General features: G+C 56.3%; 30 protein-coding genes. 29 read left to right on the forward strand and 1 reads right to left on the reverse strand.

Annotated features, from left to right (window positions below; genetic code table 11):
• From rplW to bfr, 27 genes are all read left to right on the forward strand, one after another.
• Positions 1–214 (forward strand): 50S ribosomal protein L23 (gene rplW / locus BLX41_RS06900; protein ID WP_259744505.1); only part of this gene is annotated, 214 nt, incomplete at its 5' end.
• 14 nt (positions 215–228) lie between these two features.
• Positions 229–1,053 (forward strand): 50S ribosomal protein L2, encoded by an 825-nt coding sequence (gene rplB, locus BLX41_RS06905; RefSeq protein WP_011063775.1) that lies wholly within the window; start codon positions 229–231, stop codon positions 1,051–1,053.
• A gap of 16 nt (positions 1,054–1,069) precedes the next feature.
• On the forward strand, positions 1,070–1,345 hold the full coding sequence (gene rpsS, locus BLX41_RS06910; RefSeq protein WP_002555486.1) for a 30S ribosomal protein S19: 276 nt from the start codon (positions 1,070–1,072) through the stop codon (positions 1,343–1,345).
• A gap of 13 nt (positions 1,346–1,358) precedes the next feature.
• Complete coding sequence (gene rplV / locus BLX41_RS06915) at positions 1,359–1,691, forward strand: 50S ribosomal protein L22 (protein ID WP_003103908.1); 333 nt, start codon at positions 1,359–1,361, stop codon at positions 1,689–1,691.
• A 13-nt stretch (positions 1,692–1,704) separates the two neighbouring features.
• Positions 1,705–2,391 carry a 30S ribosomal protein S3 gene (rpsC, locus tag BLX41_RS06920; RefSeq protein WP_007924192.1) on the forward strand — a complete coding sequence of 229 codons (687 nt, stop codon included), beginning with the start codon at positions 1,705–1,707 and terminating at the stop codon, positions 2,389–2,391.
• Between the two features lie 12 nt (positions 2,392–2,403).
• Positions 2,404–2,817 carry a 50S ribosomal protein L16 gene (gene rplP, locus BLX41_RS06925; protein ID WP_003228729.1) on the forward strand — a complete coding sequence of 138 codons (414 nt, stop codon included), beginning with the start codon at positions 2,404–2,406 and terminating at the stop codon, positions 2,815–2,817.
• Entirely contained in the window at positions 2,817–3,008 is a 192-nt protein-coding gene (gene rpmC, locus BLX41_RS06930; protein ID WP_002555481.1) for a 50S ribosomal protein L29, read from the forward strand. The genes rplP and rpmC overlap by 1 nt, the downstream gene beginning before the upstream one ends.
• A 2-nt stretch (positions 3,009–3,010) precedes the next feature.
• Positions 3,011–3,277: a 30S ribosomal protein S17 gene (gene rpsQ, locus BLX41_RS06935; protein WP_003194644.1), complete on the forward strand. Its 267-nt coding sequence runs from the start codon at positions 3,011–3,013 to the stop codon at positions 3,275–3,277.
• 23 nt (positions 3,278–3,300) lie between these two features.
• Positions 3,301–3,669 (forward strand): 50S ribosomal protein L14, encoded by a 369-nt coding sequence (rplN, locus tag BLX41_RS06940; RefSeq protein WP_002555479.1) that lies wholly within the window; start codon positions 3,301–3,303, stop codon positions 3,667–3,669.
• An 11-nt stretch (positions 3,670–3,680) separates the two neighbouring features.
• A complete protein-coding gene (gene rplX / locus BLX41_RS06945; protein WP_007896770.1) occupies positions 3,681–3,995 on the forward strand; it encodes a 50S ribosomal protein L24 in 315 nt (104 codons plus the stop codon).
• 20 nt (positions 3,996–4,015) lie between these two features.
• Positions 4,016–4,555 (forward strand): 50S ribosomal protein L5, encoded by a 540-nt coding sequence (gene rplE, locus BLX41_RS06950; RefSeq protein ID WP_003210069.1) that lies wholly within the window; start codon positions 4,016–4,018, stop codon positions 4,553–4,555.
• A gap of 13 nt (positions 4,556–4,568) precedes the next feature.
• Positions 4,569–4,874 carry a 30S ribosomal protein S14 gene (gene rpsN / locus BLX41_RS06955; RefSeq protein WP_003228726.1) on the forward strand — a complete coding sequence of 102 codons (306 nt, stop codon included), beginning with the start codon at positions 4,569–4,571 and terminating at the stop codon, positions 4,872–4,874.
• 207 nt (positions 4,875–5,081) lie between these two features.
• The gene (gene rpsH / locus BLX41_RS06960; protein WP_011063773.1) at positions 5,082–5,474 is read left to right on the forward strand and encodes a 30S ribosomal protein S8; all 393 of its coding nucleotides are present in this window, start codon (positions 5,082–5,084) and stop codon (positions 5,472–5,474) included.
• 12 nt (positions 5,475–5,486) lie between these two features.
• Positions 5,487–6,020, forward strand: a complete 534-nt coding sequence (rplF, locus tag BLX41_RS06965) for a 50S ribosomal protein L6 (RefSeq protein WP_025129400.1) — start codon at positions 5,487–5,489, stop codon at positions 6,018–6,020.
• 10 nt (positions 6,021–6,030) lie between these two features.
• Positions 6,031–6,381, forward strand: a complete 351-nt coding sequence (rplR, locus tag BLX41_RS06970) for a 50S ribosomal protein L18 (RefSeq protein ID WP_003186037.1) — start codon at positions 6,031–6,033, stop codon at positions 6,379–6,381.
• Positions 6,382–6,384: 3 nt separating this feature from the next.
• On the forward strand, positions 6,385–6,885 hold the full coding sequence (gene rpsE / locus BLX41_RS06975; protein WP_007924184.1) for a 30S ribosomal protein S5: 501 nt from the start codon (positions 6,385–6,387) through the stop codon (positions 6,883–6,885).
• Between the two features lie 2 nt (positions 6,886–6,887).
• The gene (gene rpmD, locus BLX41_RS06980; RefSeq protein WP_003176408.1) at positions 6,888–7,064 is read left to right on the forward strand and encodes a 50S ribosomal protein L30; all 177 of its coding nucleotides are present in this window, start codon (positions 6,888–6,890) and stop codon (positions 7,062–7,064) included.
• 3 nt (positions 7,065–7,067) lie between these two features.
• The gene (rplO, locus tag BLX41_RS06985) at positions 7,068–7,502 is read left to right on the forward strand and encodes a 50S ribosomal protein L15 (RefSeq protein WP_043192539.1); all 435 of its coding nucleotides are present in this window, start codon (positions 7,068–7,070) and stop codon (positions 7,500–7,502) included.
• Positions 7,503–8,831 (forward strand): preprotein translocase subunit SecY, encoded by a 1,329-nt coding sequence (gene secY, locus BLX41_RS06990; RefSeq protein ID WP_007924182.1) that lies wholly within the window; start codon positions 7,503–7,505, stop codon positions 8,829–8,831. It begins immediately after the preceding gene.
• Between the two features lie 24 nt (positions 8,832–8,855).
• Positions 8,856–8,972 carry a 50S ribosomal protein L36 gene (rpmJ, locus tag BLX41_RS06995; RefSeq protein ID WP_002555468.1) on the forward strand — a complete coding sequence of 39 codons (117 nt, stop codon included), beginning with the start codon at positions 8,856–8,858 and terminating at the stop codon, positions 8,970–8,972.
• 130 nt (positions 8,973–9,102) lie between these two features.
• Positions 9,103–9,459, forward strand: a complete 357-nt coding sequence (rpsM, locus tag BLX41_RS07000) for a 30S ribosomal protein S13 (RefSeq protein WP_003186020.1) — start codon at positions 9,103–9,105, stop codon at positions 9,457–9,459.
• A gap of 30 nt (positions 9,460–9,489) precedes the next feature.
• The gene (rpsK, locus tag BLX41_RS07005) at positions 9,490–9,879 is read left to right on the forward strand and encodes a 30S ribosomal protein S11 (RefSeq protein WP_007924177.1); all 390 of its coding nucleotides are present in this window, start codon (positions 9,490–9,492) and stop codon (positions 9,877–9,879) included.
• Between the two features lie 18 nt (positions 9,880–9,897).
• Positions 9,898–10,518, forward strand: a complete 621-nt coding sequence (rpsD, locus tag BLX41_RS07010; RefSeq protein WP_011063772.1) for a 30S ribosomal protein S4 — start codon at positions 9,898–9,900, stop codon at positions 10,516–10,518.
• Positions 10,519–10,540: 22 nt separating this feature from the next.
• Positions 10,541–11,542: a DNA-directed RNA polymerase subunit alpha gene (locus BLX41_RS07015; RefSeq protein WP_007970428.1), complete on the forward strand. Its 1,002-nt coding sequence runs from the start codon at positions 10,541–10,543 to the stop codon at positions 11,540–11,542.
• A 42-nt stretch (positions 11,543–11,584) separates the two neighbouring features.
• The gene (gene rplQ, locus BLX41_RS07020) at positions 11,585–11,971 is read left to right on the forward strand and encodes a 50S ribosomal protein L17 (RefSeq protein ID WP_007924175.1); all 387 of its coding nucleotides are present in this window, start codon (positions 11,585–11,587) and stop codon (positions 11,969–11,971) included.
• Positions 11,972–12,147: 176 nt separating this feature from the next.
• Complete coding sequence (locus BLX41_RS07025) at positions 12,148–13,596, forward strand: catalase (RefSeq protein ID WP_123724304.1); 1,449 nt, start codon at positions 12,148–12,150, stop codon at positions 13,594–13,596.
• A gap of 155 nt (positions 13,597–13,751) precedes the next feature.
• Positions 13,752–14,216 carry a bacterioferritin gene (gene bfr / locus BLX41_RS07030; protein WP_025129396.1) on the forward strand — a complete coding sequence of 155 codons (465 nt, stop codon included), beginning with the start codon at positions 13,752–13,754 and terminating at the stop codon, positions 14,214–14,216.
• A 117-nt stretch (positions 14,217–14,333) separates the two neighbouring features.
• Here bfr and uvrA read toward each other — a convergent pair whose 3' ends face one another.
• The gene (gene uvrA, locus BLX41_RS07035) at positions 14,334–17,168 is read right to left on the reverse strand and encodes an excinuclease ABC subunit UvrA (protein ID WP_123724305.1); all 2,835 of its coding nucleotides are present in this window, start codon (positions 17,166–17,168) and stop codon (positions 14,334–14,336) included.
• A 178-nt stretch (positions 17,169–17,346) separates the two neighbouring features.
• Between uvrA and BLX41_RS07040 the strand changes: the two genes are divergently transcribed.
• Complete coding sequence (locus BLX41_RS07040; RefSeq protein ID WP_123724306.1) at positions 17,347–18,741, forward strand: MFS transporter; 1,395 nt, start codon at positions 17,347–17,349, stop codon at positions 18,739–18,741.
• A 9-nt stretch (positions 18,742–18,750) separates the two neighbouring features.
• Positions 18,751–18,882: single-stranded DNA-binding protein (gene ssb / locus BLX41_RS33560; protein WP_123410680.1), on the forward strand; the 132-nt coding region annotated here is incomplete at its 3' end.

The raw sequence follows: 18,882 nt of genomic DNA on the forward strand, positions 1-18,882 counted from the left end.
CGTTTTCAAGGTTGCTACTGATGCAACCAAGCTGGAAATCAAGAAGGCCGTCGAAAGCCTGTTCAGCGTGAAAGTGGAACGTGTTACTACCCTGAATGTTCTGGGTAAGAGCAAGCGTACCGCTCGCGGTCTGGGCAAGCGTAATGACTGGAAGAAGGCAGTTATCTCCCTTCAGCCAGGCCAAGATCTCGATTTCAGCAGCAGTGCTGAGTAAGGAAGGGGTGCATCATGGCAATCGTTAAATGCAAACCGACTTCCCCTGGCCGCCGTTTTGTGGTCAAGGTGGTCAATCAGGAGCTGCATAAAGGCGCTCCTCACGCACCGCTGCTCGAGAAGAAGTCGAAGTCTGGTGGTCGTAACAACAATGGCCGCATTACCACTCGTCACGTTGGTGGTGGTCATAAGCAGCATTACCGTCTGGTCGACTTCCGTCGCAACGACAAAGATGGCATCGCTGCCACTGTCGAGCGTATCGAATACGATCCAAACCGTACTGCTCACATCGCTCTGCTGCTGTACGCAGATGGCGAGCGTCGCTACATCATCGCCCCTAAAGGCGTGAGCGCTGGCGACCAGCTGATCGCAGGTGCTCTGGCACCGATCAAGCCGGGCAACGCTCTGCAACTGCGCAACATTCCAGTTGGTAGCACCGTACACGGCATCGAACTGAAGCCAGGTAAAGGCGCGCAAATCGCTCGTTCGGCTGGTGCTTCGGCTCAGCTGGTCGCTCGTGAAGGTGTCTACGTGACCCTGCGTCTGCGTTCTGGTGAGATGCGTAAAGTGCTGGCTGAGTGCCGTGCGACCCTGGGCGAAGTCTCGAACTCCGAGCACAGCCTGCGTTCGCTGGGTAAAGCTGGTGCCAAACGCTGGCGTGGCGTTCGCCCAACCGTTCGTGGTGTTGCCATGAACCCGGTTGACCACCCACATGGTGGTGGTGAAGGTCGTACCTCTGGTGGTCGTCATCCGGTATCGCCATGGGGCTTCCCGACTAAGGGCGCGAAGACTCGTGGTAATAAGCGTACCGACAAAATGATCGTCCGTCGTCGCAAGTAAATAGAGGGATACGACAGTGCCACGTTCTCTGAAAAAAGGTCCTTTTATTGATCTTCACCTACTGAAGAAGATCGAAGTGGCGGCGGAAAAGAACGATCGCAAACCAGTTAAGACCTGGTCGCGCCGTTCCATGATCCTGCCACAAATGGTCGGTCTGACCATTGCTGTGCATAACGGTCGTCAACATGTTCCAGTTCTCGTGAACGAAGACATGGTCGGCCACAAACTGGGCGAGTTCGCCGGTACCCGTACATATCGCGGGCACGTGGCTGACAAGAAAGCCAAGCGTTAAGGGGTAAGGAATGATGGAAGTAGCCGCTAAGTTGTCGGGCGCTCGAATCTCCGCCCAGAAAGCCCGCTTGGTCGCCGACCAGATCCGCGGGAAGAAGGTGGGCGAAGCGCTCAACCTGTTGGCTTTCAGCAGTAAGAAAGCCGCCGAGATCATGAAGAAAGTGCTGGAGTCGGCCGTAGCCAACGCCGAGCATAACGAAGGCGCAGACGTTGATGACCTGAAGGTCTCCACCGTTTTCGTCAACGAAGGGCGTTCGCTGAAGCGCATCATGCCACGTGCCAAAGGCCGTGCTGATCGCATCGTCAAGCGGTCTTGCCATATCACTGTCAAGGTTGCTGACAAGTAACGGAGTCGAAGAGATGGGTCAGAAAGTACATCCCATTGGCATTCGCCTGGGAATCGTCAAGGAGCACACCTCCGTCTGGTACGCAGACGGTCGGACTTATGCGGACTATTTGCTCGCAGATCTGAATGTGCGTGAGTATCTCCAAGACAAACTAAAAAGCGCGTCCGTAAGCCGTATCGATATCCATCGTCCGGCTCAAACTGCACGCATCACCATCCACACCGCTCGTCCCGGCATCGTGATCGGCAAGAAAGGTGAAGATGTTGAGAAGCTGCGTCAGGACCTGACCAAGCAAATGGGTGTGCCTGTGCACATCAATATCGAAGAGATCCGCAAGCCGGAGCTCGACGGTATGCTGGTTGCGCAGAGCGTAGCTCAGCAGCTGGAGCGTCGCGTAATGTTCCGTCGTGCTATGAAGCGCGCTGTACAGAACGCCATGCGCATTGGTGCCAAAGGCATCAAAATCCAAGTGAGCGGTCGTCTCGGCGGTGCTGAAATCGCACGTACTGAATGGTATCGCGAAGGTCGTGTGCCACTGCACACCCTGCGTGCCGATATCGACTATGCCACCTACGAAGCTCACACCACTTACGGTGTGATCGGTGTGAAGGTTTGGATCTTCAAAGGCGAAGTAATTGGTGGTCGCCAAGAAGAGCTGAAGCCGCAAGCACCTGCGCCTCGTAAAAAAGCTGCTAAGTAAGGGGTACGCCAAATGTTGCAACCAAAGCGTACGAAGTTCCGCAAGCAAATGACCGGCCACAACCGTGGTCTGGCATTGCGCGGTAGCAAAGTCAGCTTCGGCGAGTTCGCGCTGAAGTCTGTTGCTCGTGGTCGTCTCACCGCTCGTCAGATCGAGTCAGCGCGTCGTGCTCTGACCCGTCACGTAAAACGTGGTGGCAAGATCTGGATCCGTGTATTCCCGGACAAGCCTATTTCCAAGAAGCCACTCGAAGTTCGGATGGGTAAAGGTAAGGGTAACGTCGAATACTGGGTTGCCCAGATTCAGCCAGGCAAAGTCCTGTATGAAATCGAGGGTGTTTCTGAAGAGCTGGCGCGTGAGGCTTTCGCCCTGGCTGCTGCAAAGCTGCCGCTCGCCACCTCCTTTGTTAAACGGACGGTGATGTGATGAAAGCGAATGAACTTCGTGAAAAATCCGCACAGCAGCTGAACGAGCAACTGCTCGGCCTGCTGCGCGACCAGTTCAATCTGCGTATGCAGAAAGCAACTGGCCAGTTGGGGCAGTCTCATCTGCTCTCGCAAGTTAAGCGTGACATCGCTCGCGTGAAGACTGTGCTCAACCAGCAGGCAGGTAAGTAATCATGGCTGAAGCCGAAAAAACTGTCCGTACGCTGACTGGCCGTGTTGTCAGCGACAAGATGGACAAGACCATCACCGTTCTGATCGAGCGTCGCGTTAAGCACCCTATCTACGGTAAATACGTTAAGCGTTCGACTAAGCTGCACGCGCACGACGAAACCAATCAGTGCCACATCGGCGACAAAGTCACTATTCGTGAAACTCGTCCGATGGCCAAGACCAAGTCTTGGGCTCTGGTTGATGTTCTCGAACGCGCTGTGGAAGTCTAAGGGCTAGGGGTCGGAGAAATTATATGATTCAGACTCAATCCATGCTCGATGTGGCCGATAACAGCGGCGCTCGCCGCGTTATGTGCATCAAGGTGCTGGGTGGCTCCCATCGTCGTTACGCTGGTATCGGTGACATCATCAAAGTTACCGTCAAGGAAGCAATTCCTCGCGGTAAGGTGAAAAAAGGCCAAGTGATGACTGCTGTTGTAGTCCGCACTCGCCATGGTGTTCGTCGTGCAGACGGCTCCATCATCCGCTTTGATGGCAACGCTGCTGTTCTGTTGAACAACAAGCAAGAGCCGATCGGCACCCGTATCTTTGGGCCAGTGACCCGTGAACTTCGTACTGAGAAGTTCATGAAGATCGTCTCGCTCGCCCCAGAAGTGCTGTAAGGAGATCCGACATGCAAAAGATTCGTCGTGACGACGAGATCATCGTGATCGCCGGCAAAGACAAAGGTAAGCGCGGTAAGGTGCTTAAAGTTCTGGCTGACGACCGTCTGGTTGTCGGTGGCCTGAACCTGGTCAAGCGTCATACCAAGCCTAACCCGATGTCGGGCGTACAGGGCGGTATCGTCGAGAAAGAAGCGCCACTGCACGCTTCCAACGTCGCCATTTTCAACGGCGAAACCAACAAGGCTGACCGCGTTGGTTTCAAAGTAGAAGACGGCAAAAAAATTCGTGTCTTCAAGTCGACCCAAAAAGCGGTTGATGCTTGAACACTGCTAGGTAGAAGACCATGGCACGACTAAAAGAGATTTACCGGAAGGAAATCGCTCCGAAACTTAAGGAAGAACTTAAGCTTTCGAACGTGATGGAAGTTCCGCGCGTTACCAAAATCACCCTGAACATGGGTCTGGGCGAAGCAATCGGCGACAAAAAAGTCATCGAGCATGCTGTTGCTGACCTGGAAAAGATCACCGGCCAGAAAGTCGTTGTGACCTACGCTCGTAAATCCATCGCTGGCTTCAAAGTCCGCGAAGGATGGCCGATCGGCGTCAAAGTGACCCTGCGCCGTGAGCGTATGTACGAGTTCCTGGATCGTCTGCTGTCGATCTCCCTGCCTCGGGTTCGCGACTTCCGCGGCCTGAATGCCAAGTCCTTCGACGGTCGTGGCAACTACAGCATGGGCGTGAAAGAGCAGATCATTTTCCCGGAAATCGATTACGACAAGATCGATGCTCTCCGCGGTCTGGACATTACCCTGACCACCACTGCCAAGAACGATGATGAAGGCCGCGCTCTGCTGCGTGCTTTCAAATTCCCGTTCCGCAACTGATTGGAGTAGGAAAATGGCCAAGAAGAGCATGAAAAACCGTGAGTTGAAGCGTCAGCTCACCGTTGCCAAGTACGCCACCAAGCGTGCAGCGCTGAAAGCTATCATCGTGGATCTGAACGCAAGTCCAGAAGCTCGTTGGGAAGCTACCGTAGCTCTGCAGAAGCAGCCACGTGACGCAAGTGCTTCGCGCATGCGTAACCGCTGCCGCCTGACTGGTCGTCCGCACGGCGTTTACCGCAAGTTCGGCCTTGGCCGTAACAAGCTGCGTGAAGCTGCAATGCGTGGTGACGTACCAGGTCTGGTTAAAGCCAGCTGGTAATAGCTATCAAAGTCGCGGTGTTCGGGCTCGCAAGATCCCGATCACCGGTGGCCTTGAACCTGAATCAAGCCCCTTTTGGGGCTTGATTCATTTCTGGGGTGTGTCTAGAATGACCGGCTCGCCTGAGCCCGTGTTTTTTGCCCGGAATTTCTCGGCGACAGTTGTAGCCGCAAGGCTAATTCTTTTTGTATCAGGAGCATCTAGCCCATGAGTATGCAGGACCCGTTAGCGGACATGCTAACTCGAATCCGTAATGCCCAGATGGCTGAAAAGTCCGTCGTAAGCATGCCGTCTTCCACGCTGAAGGTGGCTGTAGCAAAAGTCCTGAAGGACGAAGGTTACATCGCGGGTTATCAGATCAGCAGCGAAATCAAACCTCTGCTGTCCATCGAGCTGAAATACTTCGAAGGCCGTCCGGTCATCGAGGAAGTGAAGCGCGTTAGCCGTCCAGGCCTGCGTCAGTACAAGTCCGTTGAAGAACTGCCGAAAGTACGTGGCGGTCTTGGCGTGTCTATCGTCTCCACCAACAAAGGTGTGATGACTGATCGTGCTGCGCGCGCTGCCGGTGTCGGCGGCGAAGTTCTTTGCACTGTGTTCTAAGGGGGGATAAGCATGTCTCGCGTCGCTAAGAACCCCGTTAAGCTGCCAGCTGGTGTCGAAGTTAAATTCGCCGGCCAACAGCTTTCGGTGAAGGGTGCCAAGGGCACTCTCGAACTGAACGTTCACTCGTCCGTTGAAATTGTTGAGGAAGCTGGTGAGCTGCGTTTCGCTGCTCGCAATGGCGACCAACAAACTCGTGCAATGGCCGGTACCACTCGTGCTCTGGTAAACAACATGGTCCAAGGCGTTAGCCAAGGCTTCGAGCGCAAGCTCCAGCTGGTCGGTGTTGGTTACAAGGCACAAGCAAAAGGCACAGTGCTGAACCTGGCCCTCGGCTTCTCGCATCCAGTGGATTACGAACTGCCGGAAGGCATCACCGCTGAGACTCCTAGCCAGACCGATATCCTGATCAAGGGCATCGATAAGCAGCTGGTAGGTCAAGTGGCCGCTGAGATCCGCGACTTCCGTCCACCAGAGCCTTACAAAGGTAAAGGTGTGCGCTACGCGGACGAAGTCGTCCGTCGTAAAGAAGCCAAGAAGAAGTAGGGCATAGCAAATGACCGACAAAAAAGTTACTCGACTGCGTCGCGCTCGCAAAGCACGCCTGAAAATGCACGAACTCGAAGTCGTGCGTCTCTGCGTGTTCCGCTCTTCGCAGCACATCTACGCCCAGGTCATTTCGGCCGACGGCAACAAAGTCCTGGCAAGTGCTTCGACTTTGGATAAAGAACTGCGTGATGGCGCCACTGGCAACATCGACGCGGCCACTAAGGTTGGCCAGCTGGTCGCTACGCGTGCAAAAGCCGCTGGCGTCTCGCAGGTGGCTTTCGACCGCTCTGGCTTCAAGTACCACGGCCGCGTCAAGGCGCTGGCTGATGCTGCTCGTGAAGCTGGGCTGGAGTTCTAAGTTATGTCAAATAACGACCAAAAGCGCGACGAAGGCTACATTGAGAAGCTGGTTCAAGTTAACCGCGTAGCCAAAACCGTAAAAGGCGGCCGTATCTTCACCTTCACCGCGTTGACCGTGGTTGGTGATGGTAAGGGCCGTGTTGGCTTCGGCCGTGGCAAGTCGCGTGAAGTGCCTGCTGCGATCCAGAAGGCAATGGAAGCTGCTCGCCGCAACATGATCCAAGTTGATCTGAACGGCACTACCCTGCAGTACGCTATGAAGTCCGCTCACGGTGCTTCCAAGGTGTACATGCAGCCTGCTTCTGAAGGTACCGGTATCATCGCAGGCGGCGCTATGCGTGCCGTTCTCGAAGTTGCTGGCGTTCAGAACGTTCTGGCCAAGTGCTACGGCTCGACTAACCCGGTAAACGTGGTTCACGCCACTTTCAAAGGTTTGAAAGCTATGCAGTCCCCTGAATCCATTGCCGCCAAGCGTGGCAAAAGCGTCCAGGAGATCATCTGATCATGGCTACCGTTAAAGTAACGCTGATCAAAAGCATGACCGGCCGCATCCCTAACCACAAACTGTGCGTTAAGGGTCTGGGTCTGCGTCGCATCGGTCACACTGTAGAAGTCCAAGATACTCCCGAGAACCGCGGGATGATCAACAAGGCTTACTACATGCTGCGTGTCGAGGGTTAATCGATGAAACTCAATGATCTGAGTCCAGCGCCGGGTTCCCGTCGCGAAAAGCATCGTCCGGGCCGTGGTATCGGTAGTGGTTTGGGTAAGACTGGTGGCCGTGGTCACAAAGGTCAGACCTCCCGCTCCGGTGGCACCATTGCTCCAGGCTTTGAAGGCGGTCAACAGCCGCTGCATCGTCGCCTGCCGAAGTTCGGTTTCGTTTCCCTGAAGGCCATGGATCGCGCAGAAGTGCGTCTGTCCGAGCTGGCCAAAGTGGAAGGCGATATCGTCTCCGTGCAGTCCCTGAAAGATGCCAACGTGATTAACCAAAACGTTCAGCGTGTGAAAATCATGCTGTCCGGCGAAGTTACTCGCGCTGTGACTATCAAGGGCATCGCAGCCACCAAAGGTGCGCGTGCGGCTATCGAAGCAGCTGGCGGCAAGTTCGAGGAATAAATGGCTAAGCAAGGTGCTCTCTCTGCGCTCGGCAAAGGCGGTATGTCTGAACTCTGGGCTCGTCTGCGTTTTCTGTTCCTGGCGATTATCGTCTACCGAATAGGCGCACACATCCCGGTTCCAGGTATCAACCCGGACCGACTCGCAGACCTGTTTCGACAGAATGAGGGGACCATTCTTAGCTTGTTCAACATGTTTTCCGGCGGCGCGCTGGAGCGGATGAGCATCTTTGCACTGGGGATCATGCCGTACATTTCGGCTTCGATCATCATGCAGCTGATGACAGCCGTCAGTCCGCAGCTGGAGCAGTTGAAGAAGGAAGGTGAAGCTGGCCGTCGCAAGATCAGCCAGTACACCCGCTACGGCACTGTCGTCCTAGCTCTGGTTCAGGCCATCGGTATGTCCGTTGGTCTGGCAGGGCAGGGCGTTGCGTTCACTGGTGACTTTGGCTTCCATTTCGTCGCGGTATCCACGTTTGTGGCTGGTGCGATGTTCATGATGTGGCTGGGTGAGCAGATTACTGAGCGTGGTGTTGGCAACGGTATCTCGATGTTGATTTTCGCAGGTATCGTCGCCGGTCTTCCGAGAGCGATCGGGCAGTCTTTCGAGTCTGCACGTCAGGGTGATATCAATATTTTCGCCTTGGTTGCGATCGGTTTGCTGGCAGTAGCGATTATCGGTTTTGTGGTGTTCATTGAGCGTGGTCAGCGTCGCATTGCTGTTCACTACGCCAAGCGTCAGCAGGGCCGTAAGGTGTTTGCTGCGCAGACCAGCCACTTGCCGCTGAAAGTGAATATGGCCGGTGTAATTCCTGCTATCTTCGCGAGCAGCATTTTGCTGTTTCCGGCTTCGTTGGGTGCCTGGTTCGGTCAGTCTGAAGGTATGGGCTGGTTGCAGGACATCTCGCAGTCGATCGCTCCTGGTCAGCCGTTGAATATTCTGCTGTTTAGTGCAGGGATTATTTTCTTCTGCTTCTTCTATACGGCGTTGATGTTCAATCCGAAAGACGTAGCGGAAAACCTGAAGAAGTCCGGTGCCTTTATTCCGGGCATCCGTCCAGGTGAGCAGTCGGCGCGCTACATTGATGGCGTTCTGACCCGCTTGACCATGTTCGGTGCTCTATATATGACGGCCGTGTGTCTGTTGCCCCAGTTCTTGGTGGTTGCTGCAAACGTTCCGTTCTACCTTGGCGGGACCTCGTTGCTGATCGTGGTCGTGGTTGTTATGGACTTTATGTCGCAAGTACAATCGCACCTCGTTTCCCACCAGTACGAATCCCTGATGAAGAAAGCCAACCTGAAGGGTTACGGCAGCGGCATGCTGCGCTAATCCATAAGGTTCGAGGAGTTGGTGATGAAAGTTCGTGCATCGGTGAAAAAGCTGTGCCGCAACTGCAAGATTATTCGCCGCGAAGGTGTTGTTCGAGTAATTTGCAGCGCGGAACCGCGTCACAAACAGCGCCAAGGCTGAGTGTGATTGTGCTTCAAGCCCGGCAGCTAGTGCGCTGCCGGGTTGATTATTTGTTATTACAGCGATATTATCTCGCGCCCTATTTCTTGGCTTCCGGGGCGTAGGTAGCTGTCAATTGGAGTCCCACTGAATGGCCCGTATTGCAGGCGTTAACATTCCAGATAACAAGCATACTGTTATCTCGCTGACCTACATCTATGGTGTTGGTCGCACTACTGCGCAGAAAATCTGTGCAGTGACTGGGGTCAACCCAGCTGCGAAGATCAAGGATCTGAGCGACGAGCAAATTGAACAGCTGCGTGGCGAAGTGGCGAAGTTCACCACTGAAGGTGACCTGCGTCGCGAAATCAACATGAAAATCAAACGCTTGATGGATCTGGGCTGCTACCGCGGTCTGCGCCATCGTCGTGGTCTTCCAGTGCGCGGTCAGCGTACCAAGACCAACGCGCGTACTCGCAAAGGTCCGCGTAAGCCGATCCGCAAGTAATCGCACCAGCGAATCGACAGGAATTTAGTCATGGCAAAACCTGCTGCTCGTCCTCGTAAAAAGATTAAAAAGACAGTGGTTGATGGCATCGCCCACATCCACGCGTCTTTCAACAACACCATCGTGACCATTACCGACCGTCAAGGTAACGCTCTTTCCTGGGCAACCTCCGGTGGTTCGGGTTTCCGCGGTTCTCGCAAGTCCACCCCGTTCGCTGCTCAAGTAGCTGCTGAGCGTGCTGGTCAAGCTGCGCTGGAATATGGCCTGAAGAACCTCGACGTTAACGTCAAGGGCCCAGGTCCAGGTCGTGAATCCGCAGTCCGCGCTTTGAACGGCTGTGGCTACAAGATCGCCAGCATCACCGACGTGACGCCAATCCCGCACAACGGGTGCCGTCCGCCGAAGAAGCGCCGCGTGTAATCCAGGAGATTGTAAAGAATGGCTCGTTACATTGGTCCAAAATGCAAACTGGCTCGTCGCGAAGGCACCGATCTCTTCCTGAAGAGCGGCGTGCGCGCTATCGAATCCAAGTGCAACATCGAAGCAGCTCCTGGCATCCACGGCCAGCGTCGTGGTCGTCAATCCGACTACGGTACTCAGCTGCGTGAAAAGCAAAAAGTTCGTCGTATCTACGGCGTACTCGAGCGTCAATTCAGCGGCTACTACAAACAAGCAGCTGGCAAGAAGGGCGCAACCGGCGAAAACCTGTTGCAACTGCTCGAATGCCGTCTGGACAACGTTGTATACCGCATGGGCTTCGGTTCTACTCGTGCCGAATCCCGTCAGCTGGTATCGCACAAGTCGATCAGCGTAAACGGTCAGACCGTTAACGTTCCGTCCTACCAGGTTCGTGCTGGTGACGTGGTTGCTGTTCGCGAGAAAGCAAAAAATCAACTTCGCATTGTCCAAGCTCTCGATCTGTGTGCTCAACGTGGCCGCGTAGAATGGGTAGAAGTAGACACTGAGAAGAAGTCGGGCGTTTTCAAGAACGTTCCAGCTCGCAGTGATCTGTCCGCCGACATCAACGAAAGCCTGATTGTCGAGCTCTACTCCAAGTAAGGGCTAGAAAATAGGTGCATCCATGCAGATTTCGGTAAATGAGTTCCTGACACCCCGCCATATTGATGTGCAGGTTGTCAGTCCAACCCGCGCCAAGATCACCCTCGAGCCTCTCGAGCGTGGTTTTGGCCACACCCTGGGCAACGCGCTGCGCCGCATCCTGTTGTCCTCAATGCCCGGCTGTGCAGTAGTCGAGGCCGAGATTGACGGTGTGCTCCACGAGTACAGCGCCATCGAAGGTGTACAGGAAGACGTAATTGAAATCCTGTTGAACCTTAAAGGTCTGGCTATCAAGCTGCACGGCCGTGACGAAGTTACGCTGACCTTGTCGAAGAAGGGTTCGGGGGTGGTTACCGCTGCCGATATTCAGCTGGATCATGATGTCGAGATCGTTAACCCCGATCACGTAATCGCTAACCTGGCGTCTAACGGCGCCCTGAACATGAAGCTCGTAGTAGCTCGTGGTCGTGGTTATGAACCGGCCGACTCGCGTCAGAGCGATGAAGACGAAAGCCGCAGCATTGGTCGCTTGCAGCTTGACTCTTCGTTCAGCCCGGTTCGCCGCATCGCATACGTGGTGGAAAACGCCCGTGTCGAGCAGCGTACTAACCTGGACAAGCTGGTTATTGATCTGGAAACCAACGGTACTCTGGATCCTGAAGAGGCTATCCGTCGTGCTGCAACCATTCTGCAACAGCAGTTGGCTGCGTTCGTCGACCTCAAAGGTGACAGTGAGCCAGTGGTAGTCGAGCAGGAAGACGAGATCGATCCGATCCTGCTTCGCCCGGTTGACGATCTGGAACTGACTGTACGTTCGGCTAACTGCCTTAAGGCGGAAAACATTTACTACATCGGCGACCTGATTCAGCGTACCGAAGTAGAACTGTTGAAGACTCCGAACCTGGGCAAGAAATCCTTGACCGAAATCAAGGACGTTCTGGCCTCCCGCGGTCTGTCCCTCGGCATGCGCCTCGACAACTGGCCGCCTGCAAGTCTTAAGAAGGACGACAAGGCGACTGCCTGATCGTCGTAATCACCGAACGTTGTGTTTGGTAAGGAATGAACCATGCGTCATCGTAAAAGTGGGCGTCACCTGAGCCGCACCAGCTCGCACCGCAAGGCCATGTTCCAGAACATGGCGGTGTCGCTGTTCGAGCACGAGCTGATCAAAACTACACTGCCGAAAGCTAAAGAACTGCGCCGCGTTGCCGAGCCGCTGATCACTTTGGCCAAGACAGACAGCCTGGCTAACCGCCGTCTGGCTTTCGACCGTACTCGTTCGAAAGCTATCGTTGGTAAGCTCTTCAACGACCTGGGCAAGCGTTACGCTACCCGTGAGGGCGGCTACCTGCGCATCCTCAAGTGCGGTTTCCGCGCTGGCGACAACGCTCCTATGGCGTACGTTGAACTGGTTGATCGTGCTGTCGGCGGTGAAGCTGTATCCGCTGAGTAAGACGTCAGTCTGAAACAAAGAACCGGGCCTAGTGCCCGGTTTTTTGTGTCTGCATGTATTAGATATTTCTATCGTTAGCTAATGTGTAATGCATTGGATGTTGTAACACTGGTGGTCAATACTCTTTGTCAGCCGATTAGCCGGCAGTTTCACAGACTGACAGAGGAAGATTGAGCATGAGCCAAACTAAAATTCTTACTACCGCAAGTGGCGCTCCTGTCGCTGATAACCAGAACTCTCGTTCTGCCGGCCCTCGTGGCCCGTTGCTTCTCGATGATTTTCACCTGATCGAAAAGCTCGCTCATTTCAACCGCGAGAATATTCCCGAGCGCCGCGTGCACGCCAAGGGATCGGGGGCCTATGGCACCTTCACGGTTTCTCGCGACATTACGCAATACACCAGCGCCAAGCTGTTTGAGTCGGTGGGCAAGCAAACTCCAACCTTCCTGCGTTTCTCTACAGTAGGTGGCGAGCGTGGCTCGGCAGACACCGAGCGCGATCCGCGTGGTTTTGCCCTCAAGTTCTACACCGAAGAAGGCAACTGGGACATCGTAGGAAATAACACTCCAGTTTTTTTCATCCGTGATCCACTGAAGTTCCCTGACTTTATCCATACTCAGAAGCGTCTGCCGCAAAGCAATCTGAAGAGTGCACAGATGATGTGGGATTTCTGGTCGCACTCGCCCGAGGCGCTGCACCAGGTCACTATTCTGTTCTCTGACCGGGGCATTCCTGATGGCTACCGTCACATGCATGGCTTCGGCAGCCACACCTATAGCCTGATCAATGCCAAAGGCGAGCGTCACTGGGTCAAGTGGCACTACAAGACCAAGCAGGGGATCAAGAACCTGGCGCCGGCAGAGGCTGCTCGTCTGGCGGGTACTGACCCGGATTACGCTCAGCGAGATCTGTTCACCGCGATTGAGCGAGGGGATTTCCCGAAATGGAGTGTATGCATCCAGGTCATGACCGAGGCTCAAGCCGCAGCGCACTACGAGAATCCATTTGATGTGACCAAGACCTGGTCGCAGAAAGAGTTCCCGCTGATTGAAGTGGGCGAGTTGGAATTGAATCGCAATCCGCAGAACTACTTCGCCGAGGTCGAACAGGCCGCTTTTGGACCAAGCAACATGGTGCCAGGGGTCGGGCTTTCTCCAGACCGCATGCTGCAGGGTCGGGTGTTCGCTTACGCCGATGCTCATCGCTATCGCGTTGGTACCAATCACCAGCAACTGCCAGTGAATGCGCCTTTGAGCCCGGTGCACAGCTATCAGCGCGATGGTTCCATGGCTTTTGGCCCTAATGGCGGTGCCGCACCGAACTACGAGCCCAATAGCTACAGCGACGCGCCAAAGCAGGCACGGCGCTACGCGGAGCCACCATTGGCGCTCAACGGAGCGGCGGATCGCTATGATCACCGCGAGGACACCGACTATTACAGCCACGCCGGTGCCCTGTTCCGCCTGATGAACAATGAGCAGAAGGCGTTGCTGATCAACAACATCGCCGGTGCCATGGCCGGCGTGACAGAGGATGTGGTGGATCGTCAGTTGCAGCACTTCTTCAAAGCCGATCCGGCTTATGGCGAAGGTATTGCCAAGGCTTTGGGCGTATCGCTCAAGTAAGTCTAAATAAGAAGCAGAACCGCCCTCATTTGGGCGGTTTTTGCGTTATTTATACTGCTTTTCTCAGATAATCTTCACTTTTTCAGTTATTTCTAAGTGACCTGCAAGTCAGCTTGGTTCACACTATCCACTTTCAAGCAGGGAGATTTAGGGCGATGCAAGGTCACCCGGACGTAATCGATTATCTCAACACGTTGCTGACGGGCGAACTGGCAGCACGCGACCAATATTTCATCCACTCGCGGATGTACGAAGACTGGGGCTTCACCAAGCTCTACGAGCGTATCAATCACGAAATGGAAGAAGAGGCGCAACACGCCGATGCCCTGATGCGCCGCATTCTGATGCTGGAAGGCACGCCGCGCATGCGTCCTGACGATCTCGACACCGGGACCACGGTTCCGGACATGCTGGCCAGTGACCTGCGCCTTGAATACAAGGTCCGCGCTGCGCTGTGCAAAGGCATCGAGCTGTGCGAACTGCACAAGGACTACGTCAGCCGCGATATTCTGCGTATCCAGTTGGCAGACACCGAGGAAGATCACACCTACTGGCTGGAGAAGCAGTTGGGCCTGATCAAATCCATCGGGTTGGAGAACTACCTGCAGTCGCAGTTCTGATTGCGGAAGGCGTAGATGCCGGTTCGCGAGCAAGCTCGCTCCTACGGTAGATGCGTCAAGCCCGAGATGTAAAAAAGCCCCTGTCACCGCGAGATGACAGGGGCTTTTTCATGGGCCTCAGGCGCGATCGCGGGTTAGCAGCGGTTTGAGGTAGTGCCCGGTATGGGACTGCGGCATTTCCGCTACCTGTTCCGGGGTGCCGACGGCGATGATCTGGCCGCCTTTGGAGCCGCCTTCCGGCCCCAGGTCCACCAGCCAGTCGGCAGTTTTGATCACATCCAGGTTGTGCTCGATGACCACCACTGTATTGCCGTGATCACGCAGGCGATGCAGAACGTCCAGCAATTGCTGGATATCCGCGAAATGCAGCCCAGTGGTCGGCTCATCGAGGATATACAGGGTCTTGCCAGTGTCGCGCTTGGACAGCTCGCGTGACAGCTTGACCCGTTGTGCCTCGCCGCCAGACAGCGTGGTGGCCGACTGGCCGAGCTTGATGTAGGACAAGCCCACATCCATCAGGGTCTGCAGCTTACGCGCCAGGGCCGGGACGGGAGCGAAGAACTCGCGAGCTTCCTCGATGGTCATTTCCAGCACCTCGTGGATGCTCTTGCCCTTGTACTTGATCTCCAGAGTTTCGCGGTTGTAGCGCTTGCTCTTGCACACATCGCAGGGCACGTAGATGTCCGGCAGGAAGTGCATCTCGACCTTGATCAAGCCATCACCCTGGCAGGCTTCGCAGCGTCCACCCTTGACGTTGAAGGAGAAGCGTCCAGGCCCGTAGCCCCGGGAACGGGACTCTGGAACCCCGGCGAACAACTCGCGAATCGGTGTGAACAGCCCGGTATAAGTGGCCGGGTTGGAACGCGGAGTACGACCGATCGGGCTCTGATCGATATCCACGACCTTATCCAGGTGCTGCAGACCATTGATGCTGTCGTGAGGAGCCGCCTCCAGGGTCGTGGCGCCGTTCAACGCCGTGGCGCTCAAGGGGAACAGGGTGTTGTTGATCAGCGTCGACTTGCCCGAACCGGAAACTCCGGTCACGCAGGTCAGCAGGCCAATGGGGATTTCCAGGTCGACATTGCGCAGGTTGTTACCGCGAGCGCCCTTGAGTGTCAGGGACAGCTTCTTGTTGCGCGGCGTACGTTTGGCCGGAACCACGATCTTCACCCGGCCCGACAAGTACTTGCCGGTCAACGAGTCCGGGTGTGCCATGACTTCCGCAGCCGTGCCTTCGGCGACGATACGTCCACCGTGCACACCGGCGCCCGGTCCGATGTCGACCACATAGTCGGCCAAGCGGATAGCGTCTTCGTCGTGTTCAACCACGATCACCGTGTTGCCGATATCCCGCAGGTGTTTCAGGGTCCCCAGCAGCCGATCGTTGTCCCGCTGGTGCAGGCCAATGGACGGCTCGTCGAGGATATACATGACCCCCACCAGACCGGCACCGATCTGGCTGGCCAGGCGAATACGCTGGGCCTCGCCGCCGGACAAGGTATCGGCGCTGCGATCCAGGGTCAGATAGTCGAGCCCGACGTTCACCAGGAACTGCAGGCGCTCGCGAATCTCCTTGAGGATCTTGTCGGCAATTTCACCGCGGCGTCCGGTGAGTTTCAGCGTACCGAAGTAGTTCGTGGCATCGCCGATGGGCAGGCTGGTGACCGCCGGCAGGGTCTTCTCGCCGACCCAGACGTGGCGAGCCTCGCGACGCAGGCGCGTGCCACGGCAATCCGGGCAGGGCTGGGTGCTGAGGAACTTGGCCAGCTCTTCACGGACGGTGGCCGATTCGGTCTCCCGGTAGCGTCGCTCCAGGTTTGGCACTATGCCTTCGAAGGGGTGGGAGCGCTTGACGATGTCGCCCCGGTCGTTGAGGTACTTGAAGTCGACGTTCTGGGTGCCGCTGCCATGCAGAATGACTTTCTGCTGATCTGCGGGTAACTGGTTGAACGGCACTTCCAGACTGAACCCGTAGTGTGCCGCCAGTGAACCGAGCATCTGGAAGTAGTAGACGTTGCGCCGGTCCCAGCCGCGAATCGCCCCCTCGGCCAGGGTCAGCTCGCCATTGACCAGGCGCTTGATGTCGAAGAACTGCTTGACCCCCAGACCGTCGCAGGTAGGGCAGGCGCCGGCCGGGTTGTTGAAGGAGAACAGCTTGGGTTCCAGCTCGCTGATGGCATGACCGCAAATCGGGCAGGCGAAGCGCGCGGAGAAGATCATCTCTTCCCCCGGCTCGTCGTCCATCGGCGCCACCAGGGCAATACCGTCTGCCAGTTTCAGCGCGGTTTCAAAGGACTCCGCCAGACGCTGTTGCAGATCGCCACGCACCTTGAAGCGGTCGACCACCACATCGATGGAGTGCTTCTTCTGTTTATCCAGCTTCGGCAGCTCGTCCAGTTCGAACAGCTTGCCGTTGACCCGGGCCCGCACAAAGCCCTGGGCCCGCAGCTCTTCAAAGACCGAAAGGTGTTCGCCCTTGCGCTCACGAATGACCGGAGCCAGCAGCATCAGCTTGCTGCCTTCGGGCTGAGCCAGCACCAGATCGACCATCTGGCTGACGGTCTGGGCTTCCAGCGGAATGTCGTGGTCCGGGCAGCGCGGGGTGCCAACGCGGGCGTACAGCAGGCGCAGGTAATCGTAGATTTCGGTGATGGTGCCGACGGTGGAACGCGGGTTGTGAGAGGTGGATTTCTGTTCGATGGATATCGCCGGCGACAGCCCTTCGATGGTGTCGACATCGGGCTTTTCCATCATCGACAGGAACTGTCGGGCATAAGCCGACAACGATTCGACATAGCGACGCTGGCCTTCGGCATAAAGCGTGTCGAAAGCCAGGGACGACTTGCCGGACCCAGACAGCCCGGTGATGACGATCAACTTGTCCCGTGGCAGGGTCAGGTCGATGTTCTTCAGGTTGTGGGTGCGGGCCCCACGAATCAGAATCTTGTCCAAAAGTGGCCTCGATCGGCGGGCGTAAAGGCAGGAGTATAAAACCAAACACTGGATGGATGCACACTATCATGCGGTGCTTTTTTGCTCGCTGTTGGGGGCTGCGCGGCAAAGCGTCGCCATATACCCCCTCAATCGATCGGACTGGTAGAATCGCCGCCGGTTCACATGAGGTTTATCCATGCACGATCCCCACAGCGAACGCATGAGTGGCAGCGAGACCCGCGCAGCGAGCGGTCTGGCCCTGGTGTTCGCCTTCCGTATGCTTGGCATGTTTATGGTACTGCCGGTCCTGGCGACCTATGGAATGGATCTCGCAGGAGCGACCCCGGCTCTGATCGGCCTGGCGATTGGCGCCTATGGCCTGACCCAAGCGGTTTTCCAGATTCCCTTCGGCATCATTTCCGACCGTATCGGTCGTCGCCCAGTGATTTACCTGGGGTTGATCGTGTTCGCCCTGGGCAGTGCGCTGGCGGCCAATGCCGATTCGATCTGGGGCGTGATCGCCGGACGTATCCTGCAAGGTGCCGGGGCGATTTCCGCCGCAGTGATGGCGCTGCTCTCGGACCTGACCCGCGAGCAGCACCGGACCAAGGCCATGGCCATGATCGGCATGACCATCGGCCTGTCTTTCGCCGTGGCCATGGTGGTCGGTCCGCTGCTGACCCGCAGCTTTGGACTGTCCGGGCTGTTCCTGGCCACGGGTGCCATGGCGCTGGTGGGCATCCTGATCATCGCTTTCATGGTGCCGCGTTCCTCTGGACCGTTGCAGCACCGCGAGTCCGGCGTGGCGCGCCAGGCATTGATCCCGACCCTCAAGCATCCTGATTTGCTGCGCCTGGATCTTGGTATCTTCGTGTTGCACGCGATGCTGATGTCGAGCTTCGTCGCCTTGCCTCTGGCGCTGGTGGAAAAGGCCGGCCTGCCCAAGGAGCAACACTGGTGGGTCTACCTCACCGCGTTACTGATTTCCTTCTTCGCCATGATCCCGTTCATCATTTATGGCGAGAAAAAACGCAAGATGAAACGAGTTCTGCTCGGCGCGGTCAGTACGCTGCTGCTCACCGAGCTATTCTTCTGGCAGTTCGGCGACAGTTTGCGGGCGCTGGTGATCGGCACCGTGGTGTTCTTCACCGCATTCAACCTGCTGGAGGCGTCTTTGCCGTCGCTGATCAGCAAGGTCTCGCCGGCAGGCGGCAAGGGCACGGCGATGGGGGTGTACTCCACCAGCCAGTTCCTCGGCTCGGCACTGGGCGGCATCCTCGGCGGCTGGTTGTTCCAGCATGGCGGTTTGTCGGTTGTGTTCCTTGGATGCGCAGGTCTGGCTGCACTCTGGCTGGGCTTTGCTGTTACCATGCGCGAGCCTCCGTATGTGACGAGCCTGCGCTTGCCGTTATCGCCTGAAGCGATCCGCGAAGCCGGTCTGGTCGAGCGCCTGAAAGCCGTCGCTGGAGTAACAGATGCCGTGGTGGTGGCCGAAGAGGCTGCCATTTACATCAAATTGGACACCGAATTATTGGATCGCGCGACGCTCGAGCAGTTGGTCAACTCAGCGCCGTCGCCGCGCGAAGCCTAGGAGAACGTTATGGCCCGTGGGGTTAACAAAGTCATATTGGTCGGTACTTGCGGCCAGGATCCCGAAGTTCGCTATCTGCCTAACGGTAACGCCGTGACCAACCTGAGTCTGGCCACCAGCGAACAGTGGACCGACAAGCAG

It is taken from the genome of Pseudomonas protegens (assembly GCF_003732485.1).
Lineage (GTDB): Bacteria > Pseudomonadota > Gammaproteobacteria > Pseudomonadales > Pseudomonadaceae > Aquipseudomonas > Aquipseudomonas protegens_B.

Excerpts from the sequence above, each read along its gene's own strand:
- rplB (WP_011063775.1), top strand. The coding sequence starts at position 229 with ATGGCAATCGTTAAATGCAAACCGACTTCCCCTGGCCGCCGTTTTGTG.
- rplV (WP_003103908.1), top strand. The coding sequence starts at position 1,359 with ATGGAAGTAGCCGCTAAGTTGTCGGGCGCTCGAATCTCCGCCCAGAAA.
- rpsC (WP_007924192.1), top strand. The coding sequence starts at position 1,705 with ATGGGTCAGAAAGTACATCCCATTGGCATTCGCCTGGGAATCGTCAAG.
- rplP (WP_003228729.1), top strand. The coding sequence starts at position 2,404 with ATGTTGCAACCAAAGCGTACGAAGTTCCGCAAGCAAATGACCGGCCAC.
- rpmC (WP_002555481.1), top strand. The coding sequence starts at position 2,817 with ATGAAAGCGAATGAACTTCGTGAAAAATCCGCACAGCAGCTGAACGAG.
- rpsQ (WP_003194644.1), top strand. The coding sequence starts at position 3,011 with ATGGCTGAAGCCGAAAAAACTGTCCGTACGCTGACTGGCCGTGTTGTC.
- rplN (WP_002555479.1), top strand. The coding sequence starts at position 3,301 with ATGATTCAGACTCAATCCATGCTCGATGTGGCCGATAACAGCGGCGCT.
- rplX (WP_007896770.1), top strand. The coding sequence starts at position 3,681 with ATGCAAAAGATTCGTCGTGACGACGAGATCATCGTGATCGCCGGCAAA.
- rplE (WP_003210069.1), top strand. The coding sequence starts at position 4,016 with ATGGCACGACTAAAAGAGATTTACCGGAAGGAAATCGCTCCGAAACTT.
- rpsN (WP_003228726.1), top strand. The coding sequence starts at position 4,569 with ATGGCCAAGAAGAGCATGAAAAACCGTGAGTTGAAGCGTCAGCTCACC.
- rpsH (WP_011063773.1), top strand. The coding sequence starts at position 5,082 with ATGAGTATGCAGGACCCGTTAGCGGACATGCTAACTCGAATCCGTAAT.
- rplF (WP_025129400.1), top strand. The coding sequence starts at position 5,487 with ATGTCTCGCGTCGCTAAGAACCCCGTTAAGCTGCCAGCTGGTGTCGAA.
- rplR (WP_003186037.1), top strand. The coding sequence starts at position 6,031 with ATGACCGACAAAAAAGTTACTCGACTGCGTCGCGCTCGCAAAGCACGC.
- rpsE (WP_007924184.1), top strand. The coding sequence starts at position 6,385 with ATGTCAAATAACGACCAAAAGCGCGACGAAGGCTACATTGAGAAGCTG.
- rpmD (WP_003176408.1), top strand. The coding sequence starts at position 6,888 with ATGGCTACCGTTAAAGTAACGCTGATCAAAAGCATGACCGGCCGCATC.
- rplO (WP_043192539.1), top strand. The coding sequence starts at position 7,068 with ATGAAACTCAATGATCTGAGTCCAGCGCCGGGTTCCCGTCGCGAAAAG.
- secY (WP_007924182.1), top strand. The coding sequence starts at position 7,503 with ATGGCTAAGCAAGGTGCTCTCTCTGCGCTCGGCAAAGGCGGTATGTCT.
- rpmJ (WP_002555468.1), top strand. The coding sequence starts at position 8,856 with ATGAAAGTTCGTGCATCGGTGAAAAAGCTGTGCCGCAACTGCAAGATT.
- rpsM (WP_003186020.1), top strand. The coding sequence starts at position 9,103 with ATGGCCCGTATTGCAGGCGTTAACATTCCAGATAACAAGCATACTGTT.
- rpsK (WP_007924177.1), top strand. The coding sequence starts at position 9,490 with ATGGCAAAACCTGCTGCTCGTCCTCGTAAAAAGATTAAAAAGACAGTG.
- rpsD (WP_011063772.1), top strand. The coding sequence starts at position 9,898 with ATGGCTCGTTACATTGGTCCAAAATGCAAACTGGCTCGTCGCGAAGGC.
- BLX41_RS07015 (WP_007970428.1), top strand. The coding sequence starts at position 10,541 with ATGCAGATTTCGGTAAATGAGTTCCTGACACCCCGCCATATTGATGTG.
- rplQ (WP_007924175.1), top strand. The coding sequence starts at position 11,585 with ATGCGTCATCGTAAAAGTGGGCGTCACCTGAGCCGCACCAGCTCGCAC.
- BLX41_RS07025 (WP_123724304.1), top strand. The coding sequence starts at position 12,148 with ATGAGCCAAACTAAAATTCTTACTACCGCAAGTGGCGCTCCTGTCGCT.
- bfr (WP_025129396.1), top strand. The coding sequence starts at position 13,752 with ATGCAAGGTCACCCGGACGTAATCGATTATCTCAACACGTTGCTGACG.
- BLX41_RS07040 (WP_123724306.1), top strand. The coding sequence starts at position 17,347 with ATGCACGATCCCCACAGCGAACGCATGAGTGGCAGCGAGACCCGCGCA.